This window comes from Frankia sp. R82 (assembly GCF_023716925.1).
Lineage (GTDB): Bacteria > Actinomycetota > Actinomycetes > Frankiales > Frankiaceae > Frankia.
On the sequence record NZ_JAMQQG010000293.1, the window covers coordinates 19298 to 35618 of the forward strand.

16 protein-coding genes are annotated in these 16321 nt (G+C 70.5%); 8 read left to right on the plus strand and 8 right to left on the minus strand.

The window, feature by feature from the left end; all coding sequences use genetic code 11:
* Window positions 1-24: 24 nt before the first annotated feature.
* A complete protein-coding gene (locus tag ND747_RS22960; protein ID WP_251736265.1) occupies window positions 25-339 on the minus strand; it encodes a hypothetical protein in 315 nt (104 codons plus the stop codon).
* Window positions 340-399: 60 nt separating this feature from the next.
* Window positions 400-966: a hypothetical protein gene (locus tag ND747_RS22965; RefSeq protein WP_251736266.1), complete on the minus strand. Its 567-nt coding sequence runs from the start codon at window positions 964-966 to the stop codon at window positions 400-402.
* A gap of 255 nt (window positions 967-1221) precedes the next feature.
* Here ND747_RS22965 and ND747_RS22970 point away from each other — a divergent pair, with 255 nt between their 5' ends.
* Complete coding sequence (locus ND747_RS22970; RefSeq protein WP_251736267.1) at window positions 1222-2001, plus strand: SDR family oxidoreductase; 780 nt, start codon at window positions 1222-1224, stop codon at window positions 1999-2001.
* Here the strand turns inward: ND747_RS22970 and ND747_RS22975 are convergent.
* Both ND747_RS22975 and ND747_RS22980 read right to left on the minus strand, forming a co-directional pair.
* The gene (locus tag ND747_RS22975; protein ID WP_251736268.1) at window positions 1985-3448 is read right to left on the minus strand and encodes an ATP-binding protein; all 1464 of its coding nucleotides are present in this window, start codon (window positions 3446-3448) and stop codon (window positions 1985-1987) included. The genes ND747_RS22970 and ND747_RS22975 overlap by 17 nt on opposite strands.
* A gap of 103 nt (window positions 3449-3551) precedes the next feature.
* The gene (locus tag ND747_RS22980) at window positions 3552-5264 is read right to left on the minus strand and encodes an FAD-dependent oxidoreductase (protein ID WP_251736269.1); all 1713 of its coding nucleotides are present in this window, start codon (window positions 5262-5264) and stop codon (window positions 3552-3554) included.
* A 471-nt stretch (window positions 5265-5735) separates the two neighbouring features.
* Between ND747_RS22980 and ND747_RS22985 the strand changes: the two genes are divergently transcribed.
* The 4 genes from ND747_RS22985 to ND747_RS23000 are packed head-to-tail and all read left to right on the plus strand — an operon-like array spanning window position 5736 to window position 8531.
* Window positions 5736-6557: a PHB depolymerase family esterase gene (locus tag ND747_RS22985; protein ID WP_251736270.1), complete on the plus strand. Its 822-nt coding sequence runs from the start codon at window positions 5736-5738 to the stop codon at window positions 6555-6557.
* 9 nt (window positions 6558-6566) lie between these two features.
* On the plus strand, window positions 6567-7280 hold the full coding sequence (locus tag ND747_RS22990; protein ID WP_251736271.1) for an MBL fold metallo-hydrolase: 714 nt from the start codon (window positions 6567-6569) through the stop codon (window positions 7278-7280).
* The gene (locus tag ND747_RS22995) at window positions 7270-8115 is read left to right on the plus strand and encodes a carbon-nitrogen family hydrolase (RefSeq protein ID WP_251736272.1); all 846 of its coding nucleotides are present in this window, start codon (window positions 7270-7272) and stop codon (window positions 8113-8115) included. The genes ND747_RS22990 and ND747_RS22995 overlap by 11 nt, the downstream gene beginning before the upstream one ends.
* A complete protein-coding gene (locus tag ND747_RS23000; RefSeq protein WP_251736273.1) occupies window positions 8112-8531 on the plus strand; it encodes a pyridoxamine 5'-phosphate oxidase family protein in 420 nt (139 codons plus the stop codon). The genes ND747_RS22995 and ND747_RS23000 overlap by 4 nt, the downstream gene beginning before the upstream one ends.
* A 16-nt stretch (window positions 8532-8547) precedes the next feature.
* On the opposite strand, the gene ND747_RS23005 is transcribed toward ND747_RS23000, so the two are convergent.
* Window positions 8548-9231 (minus strand): TetR/AcrR family transcriptional regulator, encoded by a 684-nt coding sequence (locus ND747_RS23005; protein WP_251736274.1) that lies wholly within the window; start codon window positions 9229-9231, stop codon window positions 8548-8550.
* Window positions 9232-9513: 282 nt separating this feature from the next.
* Here ND747_RS23005 and ND747_RS23010 point away from each other — a divergent pair, with 282 nt between their 5' ends.
* Window positions 9514-11049, plus strand: a complete 1536-nt coding sequence (locus tag ND747_RS23010; RefSeq protein WP_251736275.1) for a DHA2 family efflux MFS transporter permease subunit — start codon at window positions 9514-9516, stop codon at window positions 11047-11049.
* Between the two features lie 13 nt (window positions 11050-11062).
* Here ND747_RS23010 and ND747_RS23015 read toward each other — a convergent pair whose 3' ends face one another.
* On the minus strand, window positions 11063-12238 hold the full coding sequence (locus tag ND747_RS23015; protein ID WP_251736276.1) for a sensor histidine kinase: 1176 nt from the start codon (window positions 12236-12238) through the stop codon (window positions 11063-11065).
* A 204-nt stretch (window positions 12239-12442) separates the two neighbouring features.
* On the opposite strand from ND747_RS23015, the gene ND747_RS23020 reads away from it, so the two are divergent.
* The gene (locus tag ND747_RS23020; RefSeq protein WP_251736277.1) at window positions 12443-12856 is read left to right on the plus strand and encodes a hypothetical protein; all 414 of its coding nucleotides are present in this window, start codon (window positions 12443-12445) and stop codon (window positions 12854-12856) included.
* A gap of 88 nt (window positions 12857-12944) precedes the next feature.
* On the opposite strand, the gene ND747_RS23025 is transcribed toward ND747_RS23020, so the two are convergent.
* Entirely contained in the window at window positions 12945-13565 is a 621-nt protein-coding gene (locus ND747_RS23025) for a hypothetical protein (protein WP_251736278.1), read from the minus strand.
* Between the two features lie 617 nt (window positions 13566-14182).
* On the minus strand, window positions 14183-15124 hold the full coding sequence (locus ND747_RS23030; protein WP_251736279.1) for a PAC2 family protein: 942 nt from the start codon (window positions 15122-15124) through the stop codon (window positions 14183-14185).
* A gap of 335 nt (window positions 15125-15459) precedes the next feature.
* Between ND747_RS23030 and ND747_RS23035 the strand changes: the two genes are divergently transcribed.
* Window positions 15460-16321: NAD-dependent epimerase/dehydratase family protein (locus ND747_RS23035; protein ID WP_251736280.1), on the plus strand; the 862-nt coding region annotated here is incomplete at its 3' end.

Sequence of the window (16321 nt, forward strand, 5' to 3'; positions counted from 1 at the left end):
GAAATCCGAACAGTGCTGCCCAGGTCAGTCGGAGGACGGCAGAGGCTTGGCGTCCTTCAGCGGCAGCGGGGTCGTTCCGATGGACAGCGAACCCTCGCCGGCCTTGGTGCACAGCAGCTCGAGGCCCGAATCCGCGTCGGCGAACCGCTTGCCCAGCGGGGTGCCGGATGCGAACGCCGGGTCCAGGGTGAGTCCGCTGGGCACCTCGTCGCCGACCGCCACGACCGGGTGACCGCCGCAGCGCAGATCGATCGGGTCCTTGGTGGCCTTCACCACAATGATTTCCGTTGCGTCGACGACCGAGCGGTACCGGCCACCTGGCTTGGTGACAAGACTCACGTTTCTTCAACCTCCTTGTTGCGCGTTCCCCGGCAGACGCGGAGCTACGCTCCCCTGTTTCTACTGCCAGGGGTGGAGTACGTGCCACCGGCTGCGGCGGCCGCAACATGTCGGCGACCGCAGCGTAAACGGTACAAAACGCTGAGTGTCCAGCTGTCCTCTTCGGGTGGCGAAGAAAACCGCGTCCGCGGAAAGCGCGCCTTCGGATAGTGAACTGAGGGCGTCCACCGTTCGATGGGTGCCTCGGGGGGGCATGGGCGGAGCTCGCCCGCCCTCGGCGCGCGGACCCCGGCGGCGCGGCGGGGCCGATCCGGTCAACCGGGACAGCCAGGCCGTGCGCCGGCCCTCCGGGCTGATCTCGATCCGGTCCACGTACGTCCGGTTGATCCGCAGCTGGGCAGCAGGAAGCGCGGTGGTGGGCAGAATGTCCGCCTGGGCGGCCCCGGCCCCGGCGAGGCTGAGCAGCTCGCTCAGCCGGCCCAGTTCCTCATGGATGGGTGCCATCGCCGCCTGGTCGTGGACGAGCTGGTGCTCGCTGGCCTCGAAGCACATCTGCCGGGTACGCGGATTCGTCGCCGTCACGGCGGTGTTCGGATGCTCGAAAAGATCGATCCGATCTTCGGTCACATCCGTTCACCCACTCCATCCCGCTCCCATGCCTGATCCATACCCGGACGGCCGATGCCGCATGCGGGGTGCCGGTGCGACCGGAGGTGTGATGTCGAAGGCGTGATGCGGCGAATGTGATGGGGTGGTGTCGCGGTGCAGCGGGCGGCAAGGCTGGGCAGGGCCTACGGTGGCGCACTGACACAGTGACGGCGACCACGACAGCAACGATCACGACAGGAACGACCACGACAGGAACGAGGACGGCGGAGTGCGATGGACCTGCAGCTGACGGGGCGGGTGGTGCTGGTCACCGGTGGTTCGGATGGTCTGGGGGCGGCGCTGGTGCGCACCCTGGCCGCCGAGGGCGCCCGGGTGGCCTTCTGCGGACGGGACGAGGCGCGGCTGCACGCCGTTGCCACGCAGGCCGGCGACGGTCCGGGGGAGGTGCTGCCGCAGGTCGCCGACGTGCGTGACCCGGCCGCGCTGGCCCGGTTCGTCGACGCCGCCACCGACCGCTTCGGGACGATCCACGCCCTGGTCAACAACGCCGGTGCCAGTAGCACCGGGCCGTTCGAGGAGCACACCGACGAGGTGTGGCAGGCCGACCTGGACCTCAAGCTGTACGCGGCGGTGCGGGCCAGCCGCCTCGTCCTGCCGCAGCTGCGCCGCGCTGGCGGCGGGGTGATCGTGAACTCGCTGGCGATCGGCGCGCGGGCCCCGGGCGCCGGGTCGACGCCGACGTCGGTGACCCGGGCTGCCGGTCTTGCCCTGACGAAGGCGCTGTCGAAGGAGTTCGGACCGGACGGCGTGCGGGTCAACGCGGTGCTTGTCGGCCTGGTACGCAGCGGCCAGTGGGAGCGGGCGGCCGCCCGGGAGAAGATCGGGGTGGAGGAACTGTACGAACGGATGGGGCAGAGCTCCGGTATCCCGCTCGGCCGGGTCGGACGGGCCGAGGAGTTCGCCGACCTGGTCGCCTTTCTGCTCTCCGACCGCGCCGCCTACCTCACCGGTACGGCGATCAACTTTGACGGCGGTCTCAGCCCGGTGGCATGAGAACCGCGGCCGGGTCCGTCTCCGGCGTCGGTCGTGGGACGGTGAACGGCAGGCTGACCTGGAAGCGGGTGTCGCCGGGGGTCGACCTGACGGTGATGTCACCGTGATGCTTGTTCACGACGATCCGCCACGAGATGTCCAGTCCCAGCCCGGTGCCCTCACCAACCGGTTTCGTGGTGAAGAACGGCTCAAAGATCCGTGACTGGATCGACGGGTCGATGCCCGGACCGGAGTCGCCGATCTCGACGACGAGGCGGTCGCGGTCGGCGAAGGTACGCACGGTGAGCACGCCGTGGTGGTCCATCGCCGACGCCGCGTTGTCGATCAGGTTCGTCCACACCTGGTTGAGTTCGGCGGCGTAGGCGGGGACCGGTGGCAGGGTGTGGTCGTAGTCGCGGCGGATCTCCACGTCCGAGCCGATCTTGCGGCCGAGCATGACCAGGGTGCTCTCGAGCAACTCGTGGATGTCGACGGTCTGGAACGGCGCCCGGTCCATCTGCGAGTACTGCTTGGCGGCGGTGACCAGGGAGGAGACCCGGGTCGTCGAGTCCTCGATCTCCCGCATGAGCATCTCGCTCTCGATCGTGTACGTCAGCCATCGCACCGCGCCGGCGACCACGCCCGGCGGCACCGAGGCGGCCACATGGTCGAGCCAGTCGGGCTCCAGTCCGGCCTGCACGAAGATCGGTGCGATGTCCCACGCATCGTCGATCCCGTGCTCGTCCAGCCAGTCGCCGAGGGTGTCCTCCCGGTCGGCGGCCTGCATCGGCGTCAGCGTCGGGGCCTTCGCGACCCGCTCGACGGCCTCCTCCTGCAGCCGGATGAGCGACTCGAGTTCCGGGCGCTCCCACGGCCCGGCCGCGATCATCCCGAGCTTGTGCCGCATGCCGGCGACCCGTTCACGCAGGGCCGCCGTCGCCCGCACCGCCGCCGCCGCCGGGTTGTTCAGCTCGTGGGTGAGTCCCGCCGACAGCGATCCCAACGCCAGTAGCCGTTCTCGCTGGCCGACGATCTGCTGGGTGCTCTGCATGCCGAAGAACAGGCCTTCGAGCAGATGCAGCGCCATCGGGAACCACTCGCGCATCATCGCGGCGACGTCCGCGGCATCCAGCACGAACAGGCGGCTGGGCACGGTCACCCGCATCGAGTTCTTGTACTGCTGGGGCATCCGGTCACCGAGGTAGGCGTGCCACGCCCCGGCATACACCCCCGGCTGGTCGGCGCGCACCACCTCGATGTCGTCCCCGCTGACCCGGGTGGACAGCACCACCTCGCCCTCGACCAACACGTAGAAGCAGGTCGCCTGCTCGCCTTCGGTGTAGACCGTCCCCGGTTCGACCCGTTCGACCCGGCCACGTTCGCACAGCCAGGCAAGCTGGCCCTCGTCGAGCTTCTCGAACAGGAACAGGGTGCGCAGCTCCTCGGCGCTGCACGGAGCCTCCGTCACGGACGGTCCTCCCGTCTTTCGCTGAGCGGCGTTTCGGTGGCCGGCCAGGGTCGGTGGCCGGTCAGGGTCGGTGGCCGGTCGAGGATCATGAGGTGGCCGGAGATCAGCGGCCGGCGAGGTAGCGGTGGACCAGGGCGATGGCCATCGCACCCTCGCCGACGGCCGAGGCCACCCGTTTCACCGACTCCGCCCGGGCATCGCCGGCGACGAACACGCCGGGCACGGACGTCTCCAGGTGATACGGGTCGCGCGACGGCGTCCAGCCGGCCGGGCGGCTGCCGTCGACGGTCAGGTCCGGGCCGGTGAGCAGGAAGCCGTTCGCGTCCCGGGCGAGCACCCCGTCGAGCCAGTCGGTGCGCGGCGCGGCGCCGATGAACACGAACAGCCACTGCGAGTCGACGGTCTCGCATGCGCCGGTGGCGTTGTCACGCAGGACGAGCCGCTCCAGGTGGCCGTCACCCTCGGCGGCGACCACCTCGGTGCAGGTGCGCACGGTGATCGTGTCGACCGTGGCGAGCTGCTGGATGAGGTAGTGCGACATCGACGCCTCCAGGGACGGGCCGCGCACCGTCAGCGTGACCCGCCGGGCGTGCCGGGCGAAGTGCATCGCGGCCTGCCCGGCCGAGTTCGCCCCACCGACGATGTAGACGTCCTGCCCACTGCAGGAGGGCGCCTCGGTCAGCGCCGAGCCGTAGAACACCCCGCGGCCGGTGAACTCGGTCAGGCCAGGGGCGGTCAGCTGACGGTAGGACACACCGGTGGCGAGCACGACGGTGTGCGCGGAGATCTGCTGACCGTCGCCGAAACGTACCGTGCGGGCGGGACCCTCGACCTCCAGCGCCACCGCATCCCGGGTGGTGAGCACCTCCGCGCCGAACTTGATCGCCTGGCGGCGGGCCCGTTCGGTGAGCTGGGCGCCGGACACGCCGTCCGGAAAGCCGAGGTAGTTCTCGATCCGCGAGCTCTGCCCGGCCTGCCCGCCGGTGGCCATCCGCTCGACGAGCACGGTGCGCAGGCCCTCGGACGCGGCGTACACCGCCGAGCCGAGCCCGGCCGGGCCGCCGCCGATCACCACGACGTCGTAGAAGTCCTCGGCCGGACTGGTGTGCAGGCCCACCCGGCCGGCGAGTTCGCCGTCGGTCGGGTCGGTCAACGCGGTCCCGTCCGGAGTGATCACGACGGGCAGCGTGTCCATGGAGGCCTGCGCCGCGGCGAGCAGGCGGGCCGCCTCCGGCTCGTCGCACAGATACCAGCGGTACGGCACCTGGTTGCGGGCCAGGAAGTCGCGCACCTCGTACGAGCGCGCCGACCAGCGGTGCCCGACGACCCGGGTCTCGGCGACCGGGGTGTGATCGGTGGACGCCCATGCCTCCAGCAGGGCGTCCACCACCGGGTACAGCTTCTCCTGCGGCGGGTCCCACGGCTTGAGCAGGTAGTGGTCGAGATCGACGACGTTGATCGCGTCGATCGCCGCGTTCGTGTCCGCGTAGGCGGTGAGCAGCACCCGGCGGGCTGTGGGGAACAGATCCATCCCCTGCTCGAGGAACTCCAGGCCGTTCATGCCCGGCATGCGGAAGTCGGCGAGCAGTACTGCGACCCGGTCACCGCGCAGCTTCATCTCGCGCAGGGCGTCGAGCGCCTGCTCGCCCGAGTCGGCCCGCACGATCCGGTACCGCTCGCCGTACTGGCGACGCAGGTCCCGGGCGACGGCCCGGGAGACGCTCGGGTCGTCATCGACGGTGAGGATCGCCGGACGGCTGCGTGCCCGCCCGGCGGCCGCTGCGTCCGTCGTGCTCGTGGCCGGTGCGGTCGTCATGGGTGCCCCTCGGGATGGGTCGGACGTTCCGTACGCGTGCGCAGGGAAAGTCTAGGGCGATCCGGCCATCTTCGCGGATCGTGCGGCCAGGGTGGCCACGGCTGCGAGGCTGGTCCGGACCGGCCAGGCAGCCGGTCGTGGAGCCACCTGACGGTCCCGATCGGCGACCCGGCCGCCGTGCCGGGCGAACACCACGGACGCCGACCCGGCACCTCCGGTGTCGGCCAGGCGTCCGGCGGAGCCCGGTTTTTCTGCCGCGCGGGCTTCTATTATGAGGCGGTGCGCATTCGACGGTCGGTGGCCGGTTGGAGCGCGACGGTAGCGGCCGTTGCGATCGTCCTACTGCTGACGATCACTCTTGTGGCGCACAACCGCGCAGGCGCCGCGAAGGGGTCACCCGACAGTGGGCTGCTGGGGGCCGTAGCCGCGGCACTTCCTGGGCCGACGGGCGTGCCGGCCTGCATGTCCACCATGGGAACACCGCCCTCGAGCGGGCTGCGTACCTTTCTCTACGGTGGGGTGCGGCGTCACTACCTCCTGTCGGTTCCGCATTCCTACCATGCTCGCCAGGCCTATCCGACCGTATTTGATTTTCACGGTTTCAAGGCCAGTGGCGCAGTGGAGGAACAGCGGTCGAGAATGGGGGTGACCGGCTCTGGTCGGGGATATTTCGTGGTCACCCCGGACGCCCTGGGGTCGCCGCCGCGATGGAACACCCCGGGGAGTCCGACGGCGGCCGACGACCTCGGCTTCGTCGACGCGCTGCTGACCGACCTCGCCGGTCACTACTGCCTGGACGCCGCGCGGGTCTACGCCACCGGGCACTCCAACGGCGCCGAGTTCGCCGCGGCGCTGGCCTGCCACGCGCCCCGGTTCGCCGCCGTGGCAATGGTTTCGTCCACGTCCAGTGCGATCTGCCCGCCGGGTCGGGCGCCGGCGACCATGGCCGTGCACGGTACCGCGGACCCGTCGGTCCCCTACGGCGGTGGGCGGGTGGCGGGTGCGGCGACACCGGTCCCCGCGGCGCAGGTCGTCATCCGCGAGTACGCCCGGCGCTACCGCTGCGACCCGCAGCCCGAGTCGTCGCATCCGATCGTCGGCGTTGTCGCCCTGCGCTACACCGGCTGTCTGGGGGGTGGTGAGGTCAGGCTGGACACGGTGATCGGCGGCACCCACTTCTGGCCGGCGAGCCCCGAGGCCCGCGGCGACCGGGCGACGTCCCTCGCGGGACGGACCTTTGACGCCACCGGCGCGATCCTCGACTTCTTCGCCGCCCACCGGCTTGCTTCGTAGGCTGGGCCCATGACCGAGCGTCTGTATTTTCGCCAGCTGCTGTCGGGCCGGGACTTCGCCGTCGGCGACCCGGTCGGTACCCAGATGGTCAACTTCGTGTATCTGGTCGGCGATCGGGAGACCGGGGAGGCGGTCGTCATCGACCCGGCCTACCGGGTGAACGACCTGCTCGACCTGCTGGCCGCCGACGGTATGCGGCTCACCGGGGCGCTCGCCACCCACTACCACGCCGATCACGTCGGCGGATCCGCCTTCGGCCTGGAGATCGAGGGCATCCGGGCGCTGCTCGCCCGGGAGAACGTGCCGATCCACGTGAACCGAGCCGAGGTCGAATGGGTACGGCAGAGCACCGGCGTCTCCGCCACCGAACTCGTCGGCCATGACGACTCCGACGTGGTCATGGTCGGCCAGATTCCGATCACCCTGCTGCACACGCCCGGTCACACGCCCGGTAGCCAGTGTTTCCTGGTGGACGACCGGCTCGTCGCCGGCGACACCCTGTTCCTCGAGGGCTGCGGCCGGATGGACCTGCCCGGCGGGGACGCCGGGCTGATGTACGACAGCCTGCGACGTCTGTCGGCCCTGCCCGACGCCACCACGGTCTTTCCCGGCCACCAGTACTCGCCGAAGTCGTCCGAGGACCTGCCGGTCGTGCGGCGGATGAACGACGTGTTCCGCCCGTCCAGCGCACAGCAGTGGAAGGCCATGCTCGGTGTCGACTGACCCGGTGCGGGTCGTCTGCCTGCAGCTGGACTGCCCGGACGAGGAGAGCGCCGACGAGCGGGTGCGCCGGGTTCTCGCCTCGTTGCGCCGGGTCGAGGCGGACCTGGTGGTGCTGCCGGAACTGTGGGCCACCGGCTTCTTCCACTTCACCGACTACGAGGCGCAGGCCGAGCCGCTGACCGGGCCGACGCTGACCGCGCTGCGCGACGTCGCCCGGGAACGTGGCTTTCACCTGGTCGCGGGCAGTCTGGTCGAACGGGCCGACGACGGTGCGCTGCACAACACCGCGGTGCTCATCGGCCCCGGCGGGGACATCCTGCACAGCTATCGAAAGATTCATCTGTTCGGCCATGACGGGGCGGAGACCCGGCTGCTGACGCCGGGCACGGACGTGCGCGCGGTGTCGACCGAGCTTGGCCGGATTGGTCTCGCCACCTGCTACGACCTGCGGTTTCCCGAGCTCTTCCGGCAGCTGGCCGACGACGGTGCCGAGCTGGTCGCGGTGGTCTCCGCATGGCCCGCGGCCCGTGTCGAGCACTGGCGGGTGCTCACCCGGGCCCGGGCGATCGAGAACCAGATCCAGCTCGTCGCCTGCAACCTGGCGGGCCGCCACGCCGGCCGGGAGCTGGCGGGCACCAGCCTCGTCATCGACGCGTGGGGAACGGTGCTCGCCGAGGGCGACGCCACGCCGGGGACGGTGGTGGCCACACTCGACCGGGACGGCTCGGCCACGGTGCGGGCCGCGTTTCCGGTGCTCACCGATCGTCGCCTGAGCCTTGCCACCCCGTCCGGCCCGATCGTCGCCGGCGCCGCCTCGCCCGCCGTCGTGCGATGACGGGCGGGTTCGACGGGCCGCGGGCCCTCGCGGATCGGGGTGCGGCGTTCGCCGAGTTCTGGCGGGAGCGGCAGCTGTGCAGCCTGACGACCGTGCGTCCCGGCGGTGGGGTGCACGTGGTCGCGGTCGGCGCCACCCTGGACCTGACCACCGCCACGGCCCGGGTGATCACCTCCGGACGGTCCCGCAAGGCGCGGATCATCGCGGCTGGGCCCGCGGCCGGCACCGTCGTGGCACTCTGCCAGATCGACGGGCGGCGGTGGTCGACGCTGGAGGGACTCGCCGTCGTGCGCGACGATCCGGACAGGGTCGCCGATGCCGAACGCCGCTACGCCCGGCGCTATCGCGAGCCGCGGGCCAACCCGCTGCGGGTCGTCCTGGAAATCCAGGTCACTCGGGTGCTGGGCAGCGTCTGACCGCGGTGGGACCCCGTCAGGTCGGCTCGGCGTCGAGACCGGTCGAGAAGCCGGTCAGTAGCCACTCCAGACCGTCGTCGAAACTCTGTCGGGCCTGGTCGCCTGGGATGAGGATGTCGGCGCAGGACATCCGAGCGAGATGCGGATACTTCCCGCTGTCGATCATTGTTCCCATGTAGGTGCGCAGGTCGAACAGGTCCCGCTCGGTCGGGCATTCCTGCAGCTCGAGGGCGACCTGACCGAGCGTGTACGTGTCGACCGCCCGAAGCAGGGCGATGAGCCGGGCCGGCGGGAACGCCAGCCCGGCGACGGCGGCGGCGGACTGCTCCGCATGGCGCAGCGCGTTCGGCCCGAGGCGGGTGGCCCACCGGGACGTGGTCTGCAGGGTCCAGGGATGGCGCAGGCAGCAGTCTCGGGTGCGGTGGGCGATGGCCCGCAGGGCGGTGCGCCAGTCGGTCGGCAGCGGCTCGGGCACCAGGATCTCGGCGGCGACCTGGTCGTGCATGAGCGCAAGCAGGTCGTCCTTGCGGTCAAAGTGCGAGTAGAGGCTCATCGGCCGGGCGGACAGAACGGCGGCAACCCGGCGGATCGAGACGGCCGGCAGGCCCTCGGCGTCGGCGATGCGAATGGCGGCGTCGACGATCTCCTCGCGCGTCAGGCGAGGGCGGCGCCGAGCAGCCGCGTGAGCCCATGGCAGCACGGTGGGCTCGCAGTCAGGCGTTGTCGTCGCCGGGTTGTGGTCGCCCATCTCTCGAGATTACGGGCGCAGGATGGGAGCCTGCGCGCCGCTGCGCCACATGCACTCGGGGCGTTTTCCGATCCGGCCGGGATCGGTTCGGGTACAACGGCGTACCGCCAGGCGAGACGGTGTATCTTTCGGCGAGACGCCGTCTCGTTCGAGCGGGTGCCGTCGCACGGCGATGGTTGAGGGCGTGTGTCGCTCCTCGGCCACCCGCTCGCGTGCAATCCATGTGGAGGTCTCATGGCGACGCAGGCATCCGCATCGCCGGGGGCGTCGGAGGCCGGCTCGGAAAAGATCGATGCCGCACTTGTCCGGCTGGCCCTGGTGCTGCTCGCCGGCGTGGTCGTGGTGCAGCTCGACGCGACGATCGTGTCCGTTGCGCTGGACCGACTGAGTCATGCCTTCGATGTCGATCTTCCTACGGTGCAGTGGGTCACCACGGCGTATCTGCTCGCGCTGGCCATGGTGATCCCGGTGACGGGCTGGTCGGTCGAGCGGTTCGGTGGTCGCCGCATGTGGTTGCTGGCACTTGCGCTGTTTCTGGTCGGCTCGGCGCTGTGCGGGATCGCCTGGTCCATCGGCAGCCTCATCGCCTTTCGGGTCATCCAGGGCCTGGGTGGAGGGCTGCTGCTGCCCCTCATGCAGACGATCATGGCGCAGGCGGCCGGGCCGCAGCGGCTCGGCCGGCTCATGGCGGTGGTCTCCTTTCCGGCCTTGCTGACTCCGGTCCTCGGCCCGGTCCTCGGCGGTGTGATCGTCGAAAGTTTCAGCTGGCGTTGGATCTTTCTGATCAACGTGCCGGTCTGCATCGTCGCGTTCGTGCTGGCCTGGCGGACGATGCCGCCGCAGGTGTCGTCCACCCGCGTGTCCCAGCGGTTCGACGGCATCGGTTTCGCTCTGCTCTCCCCGGGGCTCGCGGCCGTTGTCTACGGCTTCGCCGAGGCGGGTCGCCACGGCGGCTTCACCGGGGCGGCTGTGCTGGTTCCGTTGGTCATCGGTGTCGCCTTGATCGTCGCGTTCGTCGGATATGCGCTGCGCACCCGGATCGTGCCGCTGATCGATCTGCGGCTGTTCCGCTCCGCGTCGTTCTGCGGCGCCGCCAGTCTGATGTTCCTGTTCGGTATCTCGCTGTTCGGCGCGCTGTTCCTCCTGCCGCTGTACGAGCAGCAGGCGCGCGGACGTAGCCCGGTCGAGGCCGGCCTGCTCCTGGCTCCTCAGGGTCTGGGCATGATGATCGGGATGGTCGTGCTCAGCCGGATCGCCGACCGGGTCAGCCCGCGTGCGATGGTCCTGCTCGGGCTGAGCCTCAGCGTCCTGGGCTCGGTGGCCTACACCCAGGTGACGGCACACACCAGTGAGGTCCTGCTCGGGGGGTCCCTGGTCGTGCGGGGTCTGGGTCTCGCGGCGGCGATGGTGCCGGTGATGTCCGCGGCCTACATCGGGCTCTCCGCCGCGGAGATTCCTCGGGCGACCTCCGCGGTCCGGATCTTCCAGCAGGTCGGTGCGTCCCTGGGCACCGCTGTGCTCGCCGTGGTGCTCGCCCGCCAGTTGCCCGATGCCGTGGGTGGCGGCCGTCCACGTGATGTGGCGGCCACTGCCCACGCCTACGCGATTTCCTTCTGGTGGACCCTCGGGTTCAGCATCGCCGCTGTTCCGCTCGGTTTCCTGCTGCCGAAACGTCCTGCTGCGGCGCACCGGGGCGTTGAGCGCGTAGGCGTCGGGGCACCAGATCAGAGGGTCGGCTCCCCGGCGCCGGCTACGGTCGACAACAGGTAGAACGGGTCGACGCTCAGGACCGGGGATCCCCGTCCGGGTCGTCCTGCCAAGGGAAGCGGACCGTGACCGTCGTCGGGCCGCCGGGTGGGCTGTCGACCGTCATCGACCCGTCGATCCCGGCGATGCGCTCGCCGAGGCCGGTCAGGCCGCTGCCGCCGAGCGGATCCGCGCCGCCGATGCCGTCGTCACCGATCTGCAGCAGCAGCGAGCCGTCGTCGACGCGGTGCAGGTCGACCGTGGCGCCACCGGCCTGACTGTGTTTGCTGATGTTGGTCAGGAGCTCGGCGGTGGTGAAGTAGATGATGCCCTCCACCGCGGCAGCCGGCCGTGTGGCCAGCTCCACCGTCACCAGGGTCGGGACGGTGCAGCGATCGGCGAGGGCGGCCAGGGCCGCGGGCAGGCCGCGGTCGGTGAGGATCGCTGGATTGATCCCACGGGACAGATCGCGCAGTTCGACCAGGGCGAGCTTCACCTCGCCGTGTGCCTCGGCGACCATCTCGGCCGCAGCCTGCGGGTCCTCGGTGAGAATCTCCTTGGCCATGCCCAGGCCGATGGCCAGGGCGACCAGCCGGGCCTGCGCCCCGTCATGCAGGTTGCGTTCGATCCGACGCAGGTCGGCCGCGGCGTCCTGGGCCGTCCGCCGGCTCGCCGCAGCCTCCCGCACGCGCTGTTCCACCCGCGCGGACGGGGCGAGCATTCCCCGCACCATCGCCCGGTCGACGGCCACCAGCGCCCGGGTCGCCCCGGGCAGCACCACCCAGGCGACCGTGACCAGCAGCAGCGCCAGCACGAAGCTCACGATGCCCCACGGCAGCCGGACGAACAGGAACAGCGCCTCTCGCCAGGCAACCGGATCGCCGAGCGTGGCCAGCCCCGGGCCGCGCTGGCCGGGGCGCCGGGGCGGGGGGTGGGAGGGGGTGGCGACCCGAAGGCCCAGCAGCCAGCGGGCTCTGGCCCGCTCGAGCGTGCCGAACGCCCGGCAGATCCGCAGCCCCACCACCAGCACCGGGATGCCGACCACCGTGATCGCAAGACCGGCACCGAGGGAGATCGCCACGGTGACGACGATGAAGCCGACCAGCGACAACGGCAGGCTCAGCAGCAGGTAGAGCAGGCCGCGCCAGGTGGCTGCGTCTGCGGCGAACCAGGGCGGCTTTTGTGCGCTCGGAACAGGGGGCGAGGCGGCCACTGAAAGTGATCCTCCCGTCGCTCCCGTCCAACCGGGCTATTATCCGCCCGCCCTGTGGAGGGCCGCTCACGAGGTGGCCCGAGAGTACCGCGATGGAGGGTAGTTCGAGACTTTGTCGGTGGGGGATGATTGTCTTCTCGTAGACCCGCAGGGCATCCGCTTCCCACCCGGAAGCGGTCGGGCGACCACGAGGAGCTTGCGGTCATGAAACTTCTCACGGCCACGGCGTACGCGCAGGGCCTGCGCGTCGACGATTTCCACTGGGCGGTGGAAGGCGAGTTGGTCACCCTGCGTGCGTTCTGTGATCTGCATCTGGACCGTCCGCACGGGCGGTGCGAGTGCGGCCGGGTCTTCGTGGGGCTGGGTTCCTACTACGGCACCACGACGGCGATGGTGCGGCACCTGCCCGGGTTCACGGAAGAGGACTATCAGGTTGCCCTGTGTCACAGTCTCGACGCCCAGGGATGGCCCGCCGCAGACGCGGAAGCGGAGGCCACGCGTCTGATCGCCGAGGTGGAACGCTGGCCGGTCGGAGCGATCATCGAGCGTTTCGTCGACCGGCTCGCCGTCCGCGCCCTGTCCGACGCCGACATCGGCCGCGTGCCCGGCCGGCACTGACCGCCCGGCCGCCTCGCCGGCACTGACCGTCCAGGCGGACGCCGGCTCGTGGCCGCAGCGGGACGTCCGGCCGGTGCCGGATCTGGGATCACCCGGTCGTGGCCACCGCCGCCTTGACCGGAACTGCCGGCGGAGCCCCATCGGCGGTCTCGGTCGTCCGATCGGCGGCGCGCAGCGTCGGCCGCTGCGTCGCGAGGGCTTCGACCTCGCGACGTCCACGCGGGGTGCGTCCCCACGGCTTCGCGGTCGACAGCACGGTGGCGGTGATGAACAGCAGGTTCATCACGCTGCCACAGACGATCAGTGCCACGGTCTGGGCCGGATAGCCCGTCGCCGAAACCGCGCTGTGATGACCGGCGGAGACGATGAGCGTCCGAAGGAGCGAACCACCGCTGATCATCGCCACCACGGTGATGGACAGTTTCGCCACGATCCACCAGTGCCGTAGCAGACCCCAGTGGGTCTTCACCGACAGCACGATCCCGGTGATCAGCGTGAGCAGCGCCAACGGGATGTTGAGCGTGCGGTCGATGACATGCATGAGTTCGTACGCCGAATGCCGAAGATCTGGATCGGCCGCGGCGGTGCTGGCCAGGGCAAGCTGGCAGAACGCGACGCCGTTCCACCCGACGCTCACGATGATGTGCAGGGTGAGCAGCGCCGTCCGCAACGGTTTGCGCAGTCGCGGACGGCTGACCCGACGTTGCACGGTCGCCTTCCGCTCGGATTCGGCTTCGGGCTTGCTGTCGGGCTTGTTGTCGGGCTTGGCCCTGGGTCGGGTCTCGACATCGGTGCTCGTGGGTTGGGCCGGGATTTCGGCGGCAGGCGATGTGGCGTCGATGGGATTCGTTGTGACCGTGGTTTCGGCGGCGACCCCCGCCGTCTCGGTGGCAGTTGCTTTTTCTGGGGAAACTGCTTTTTCTGGGGCGACTGTCGTTTCGGTGTTCGTTGCCGTTTCGGTGCATGCTGCTGTTGCGACGGCGGCGCCCGGATTGGGGATATCGGTCGACGCAACGTCGGTCACGGGCTTTTTCCGGCGGCCAGGCGCACGAACAGGCCGCCCCTGGGGCAGGGTCATTTCTGGTTCTCTCTGTCATGCGCCACCGGGTCGGGGCGATCCTGTGCTGCTGCAGGCCGTTGGCCCACCGCAGCGAAGCGCGAGCCTACGCGAGGGCGAATGCACCGAAATGGCAACTTCCGGAAGGCCTCGGTGCAGGCGAAAACAGAGAAGACCGGGACAGCGGATCCCTGGATGTGGTAGCGGCAATCCGATAGAACCGCACCACCGGTTCCACCCGGTGGGCGGACCGGCGGTTTTCGGCGGGATCAGCCCAGCGGGTTCGGACCGCCGGGCTCCGACTGCTCGGCCAGGAAGCGCTCCAGTGCCTCGCCCAGCTCGTCGGCCGTTGGCAGCTTCTGCTCACCATCAACCGTTGGCAGGCTGGGGCCACGCCGCCCTCGCTGATAGGCGTCGTACTGCTCCTCCAACGCCCGGACAAGCGAGGCGGCCTCGCCGCCTTCGGCAAGCTGGCTGTTGACCTCGTCATGCACGGCGAGCGCGGCAGAACGCAGCCCGTCCAGCGGCAGCATCAGACCCGTGGCCTTGGACACGGACGTCAACAGCACCTCGGTGGCCGCCGGATAGGTCGACTGCGCCAGATAATGCGGGACGTGGACGGCGAACCCCATCGCGTCCCGCCCGTCGCGGCCGAGCTCGTATTCGAGCAGGTGACCGGCGCTGCCCGGAATCTGCAGCCGGCGTAGCCAGGGCTCATACCCGGCGATGAGCTCCTTGCGGCTGGCATGTGCCGTCACGGAGGCGGGACGGGTGTGCGGCACGGCCATCGGCACCGCGTTCAGACCGACGCTCAGGGCAACGCCGAGGCGCTCCACGATCTGCCGGACGGCGGCGATGAAGCGCTTCCACTGTAGATCGGGCTCGGGTCCGGTGAGCAGCAGAAACGGTACATCCGACTCGTCGCGCAGCTCGTAGATCGACAGCACCGGGTCGGCATAGCTCTCCCAGTGATCCTCCGAAAAGATCATGGAGGGTCGGCGGGAGCGGTAGTCGAGCAGCTGGTCGATGTCGAACGTGGCCACGATCTGGTGCTCGAGCGCCGTCAGCAGGTGTTCTCCGGCCAGGCTGACGGCGTTGCCGGCATCGACGACACCGGTCATCGCCTCGAGCATGATCGGCCGGTGCTGCTCGCCGGACTGCTGCTCGGGCCCGTCCTCGGTGAGACTGTAGAGCTCTCGCGGATCAAGCACGATCGAGGTCCTCCTCTACACCACCGCTCGCTTCCGTCACCTGAAAAGAAGCGCAACCGACGCCGATGGCATTCCACCGGCCCGGAACCAACCGGAGCCGGGCACCGCTCGCTGTGGCCAGGAGCCGACCGGGCCCATCCCAGCCTCGTCATGATTTTACCGGCTTGCCGGCACCGGACGCGCCCGCGCACCGAGGCGGGCGGGCCGGGCATCCGCACTGCCAGGTGATTTCGTTCGACGAAAGGCTGCCCGGAAAGGTGGATTGGTTCGCTGTCGAGCGCTCCGGCGGTCGGCTCCGGCGGGAATGGTCGGTCCGGCGGCGTAGGCTGCGCCGCGTGCGGATCCTCGTCACCGGTGCGACCGGCAAGGTCGGCGGTGCCGTCGTGCGGGCGGCGCTCGCGGCCGGGCACGAGGTGCGGGTGCTGGTCCGTGCTCCGGTCCGCGTCGGCGCGTTGCCGAGGCCCGGTGTCGAGGTGCCAGGGCCGGGTGTGGAAGTGGCCGTCGGGGACGTGACGGATCCCGCGACGTTGTCCGTGGCCGTCGACGGCGTCGAGATCGTGTTCAACGCGATGGGCGTGCCCGAACAGTGGCTGGCCGACCCGGGCCGGTTCGACCGGGTCAACGTCGAGGGGTCGGCTCAGCTCGCCCGCGCCGCGGCGGCGGGCGGCGTCCGTCGGCTGGTGCACACCAGCACGATCGACGTGTTCGACGCACCACCCGGCGGCCGGTTTGACGAGACCAACCTCGCCTCCGGGCCGAAGGGCACCCCTTACGAGCGGTCCAAGCAGCGGGCCGAGCATGCCGTGTTCGCCGCCGCGGGCGCGATGGAGGTGGTGGTGGTGAACCCCGCGACGGTGTATGGCCTTGGGCCGTACGGCCCGGCGTCGATGGAGCTGCGGATGTTTCGCCCGGCGCTGCGCGGGCTGTTGCCGATGGTGCCGCCCGGCGGGTTCGGCCTGGTGTTCACCGAAGGACTGGGGCGCGGTCACCTCGCTGCTGCCGAGCGTGGCCGGCCGGGCGCCCGCTACATCCTGTGCGACACCCACCTGAGCCTGCGCGAGCTCACCGCCGCGGTGGTGGCCGTCGGCGGGCGGGGGCGCGCCCCCGCGGGGGCGGGGGGGGGGGGGGGGCCCCCGACGCCGGTGCCGGCGCTCGTGGCGCCTGCCGGTGGAACGACGGTAGGCGTCGGATCCGGGC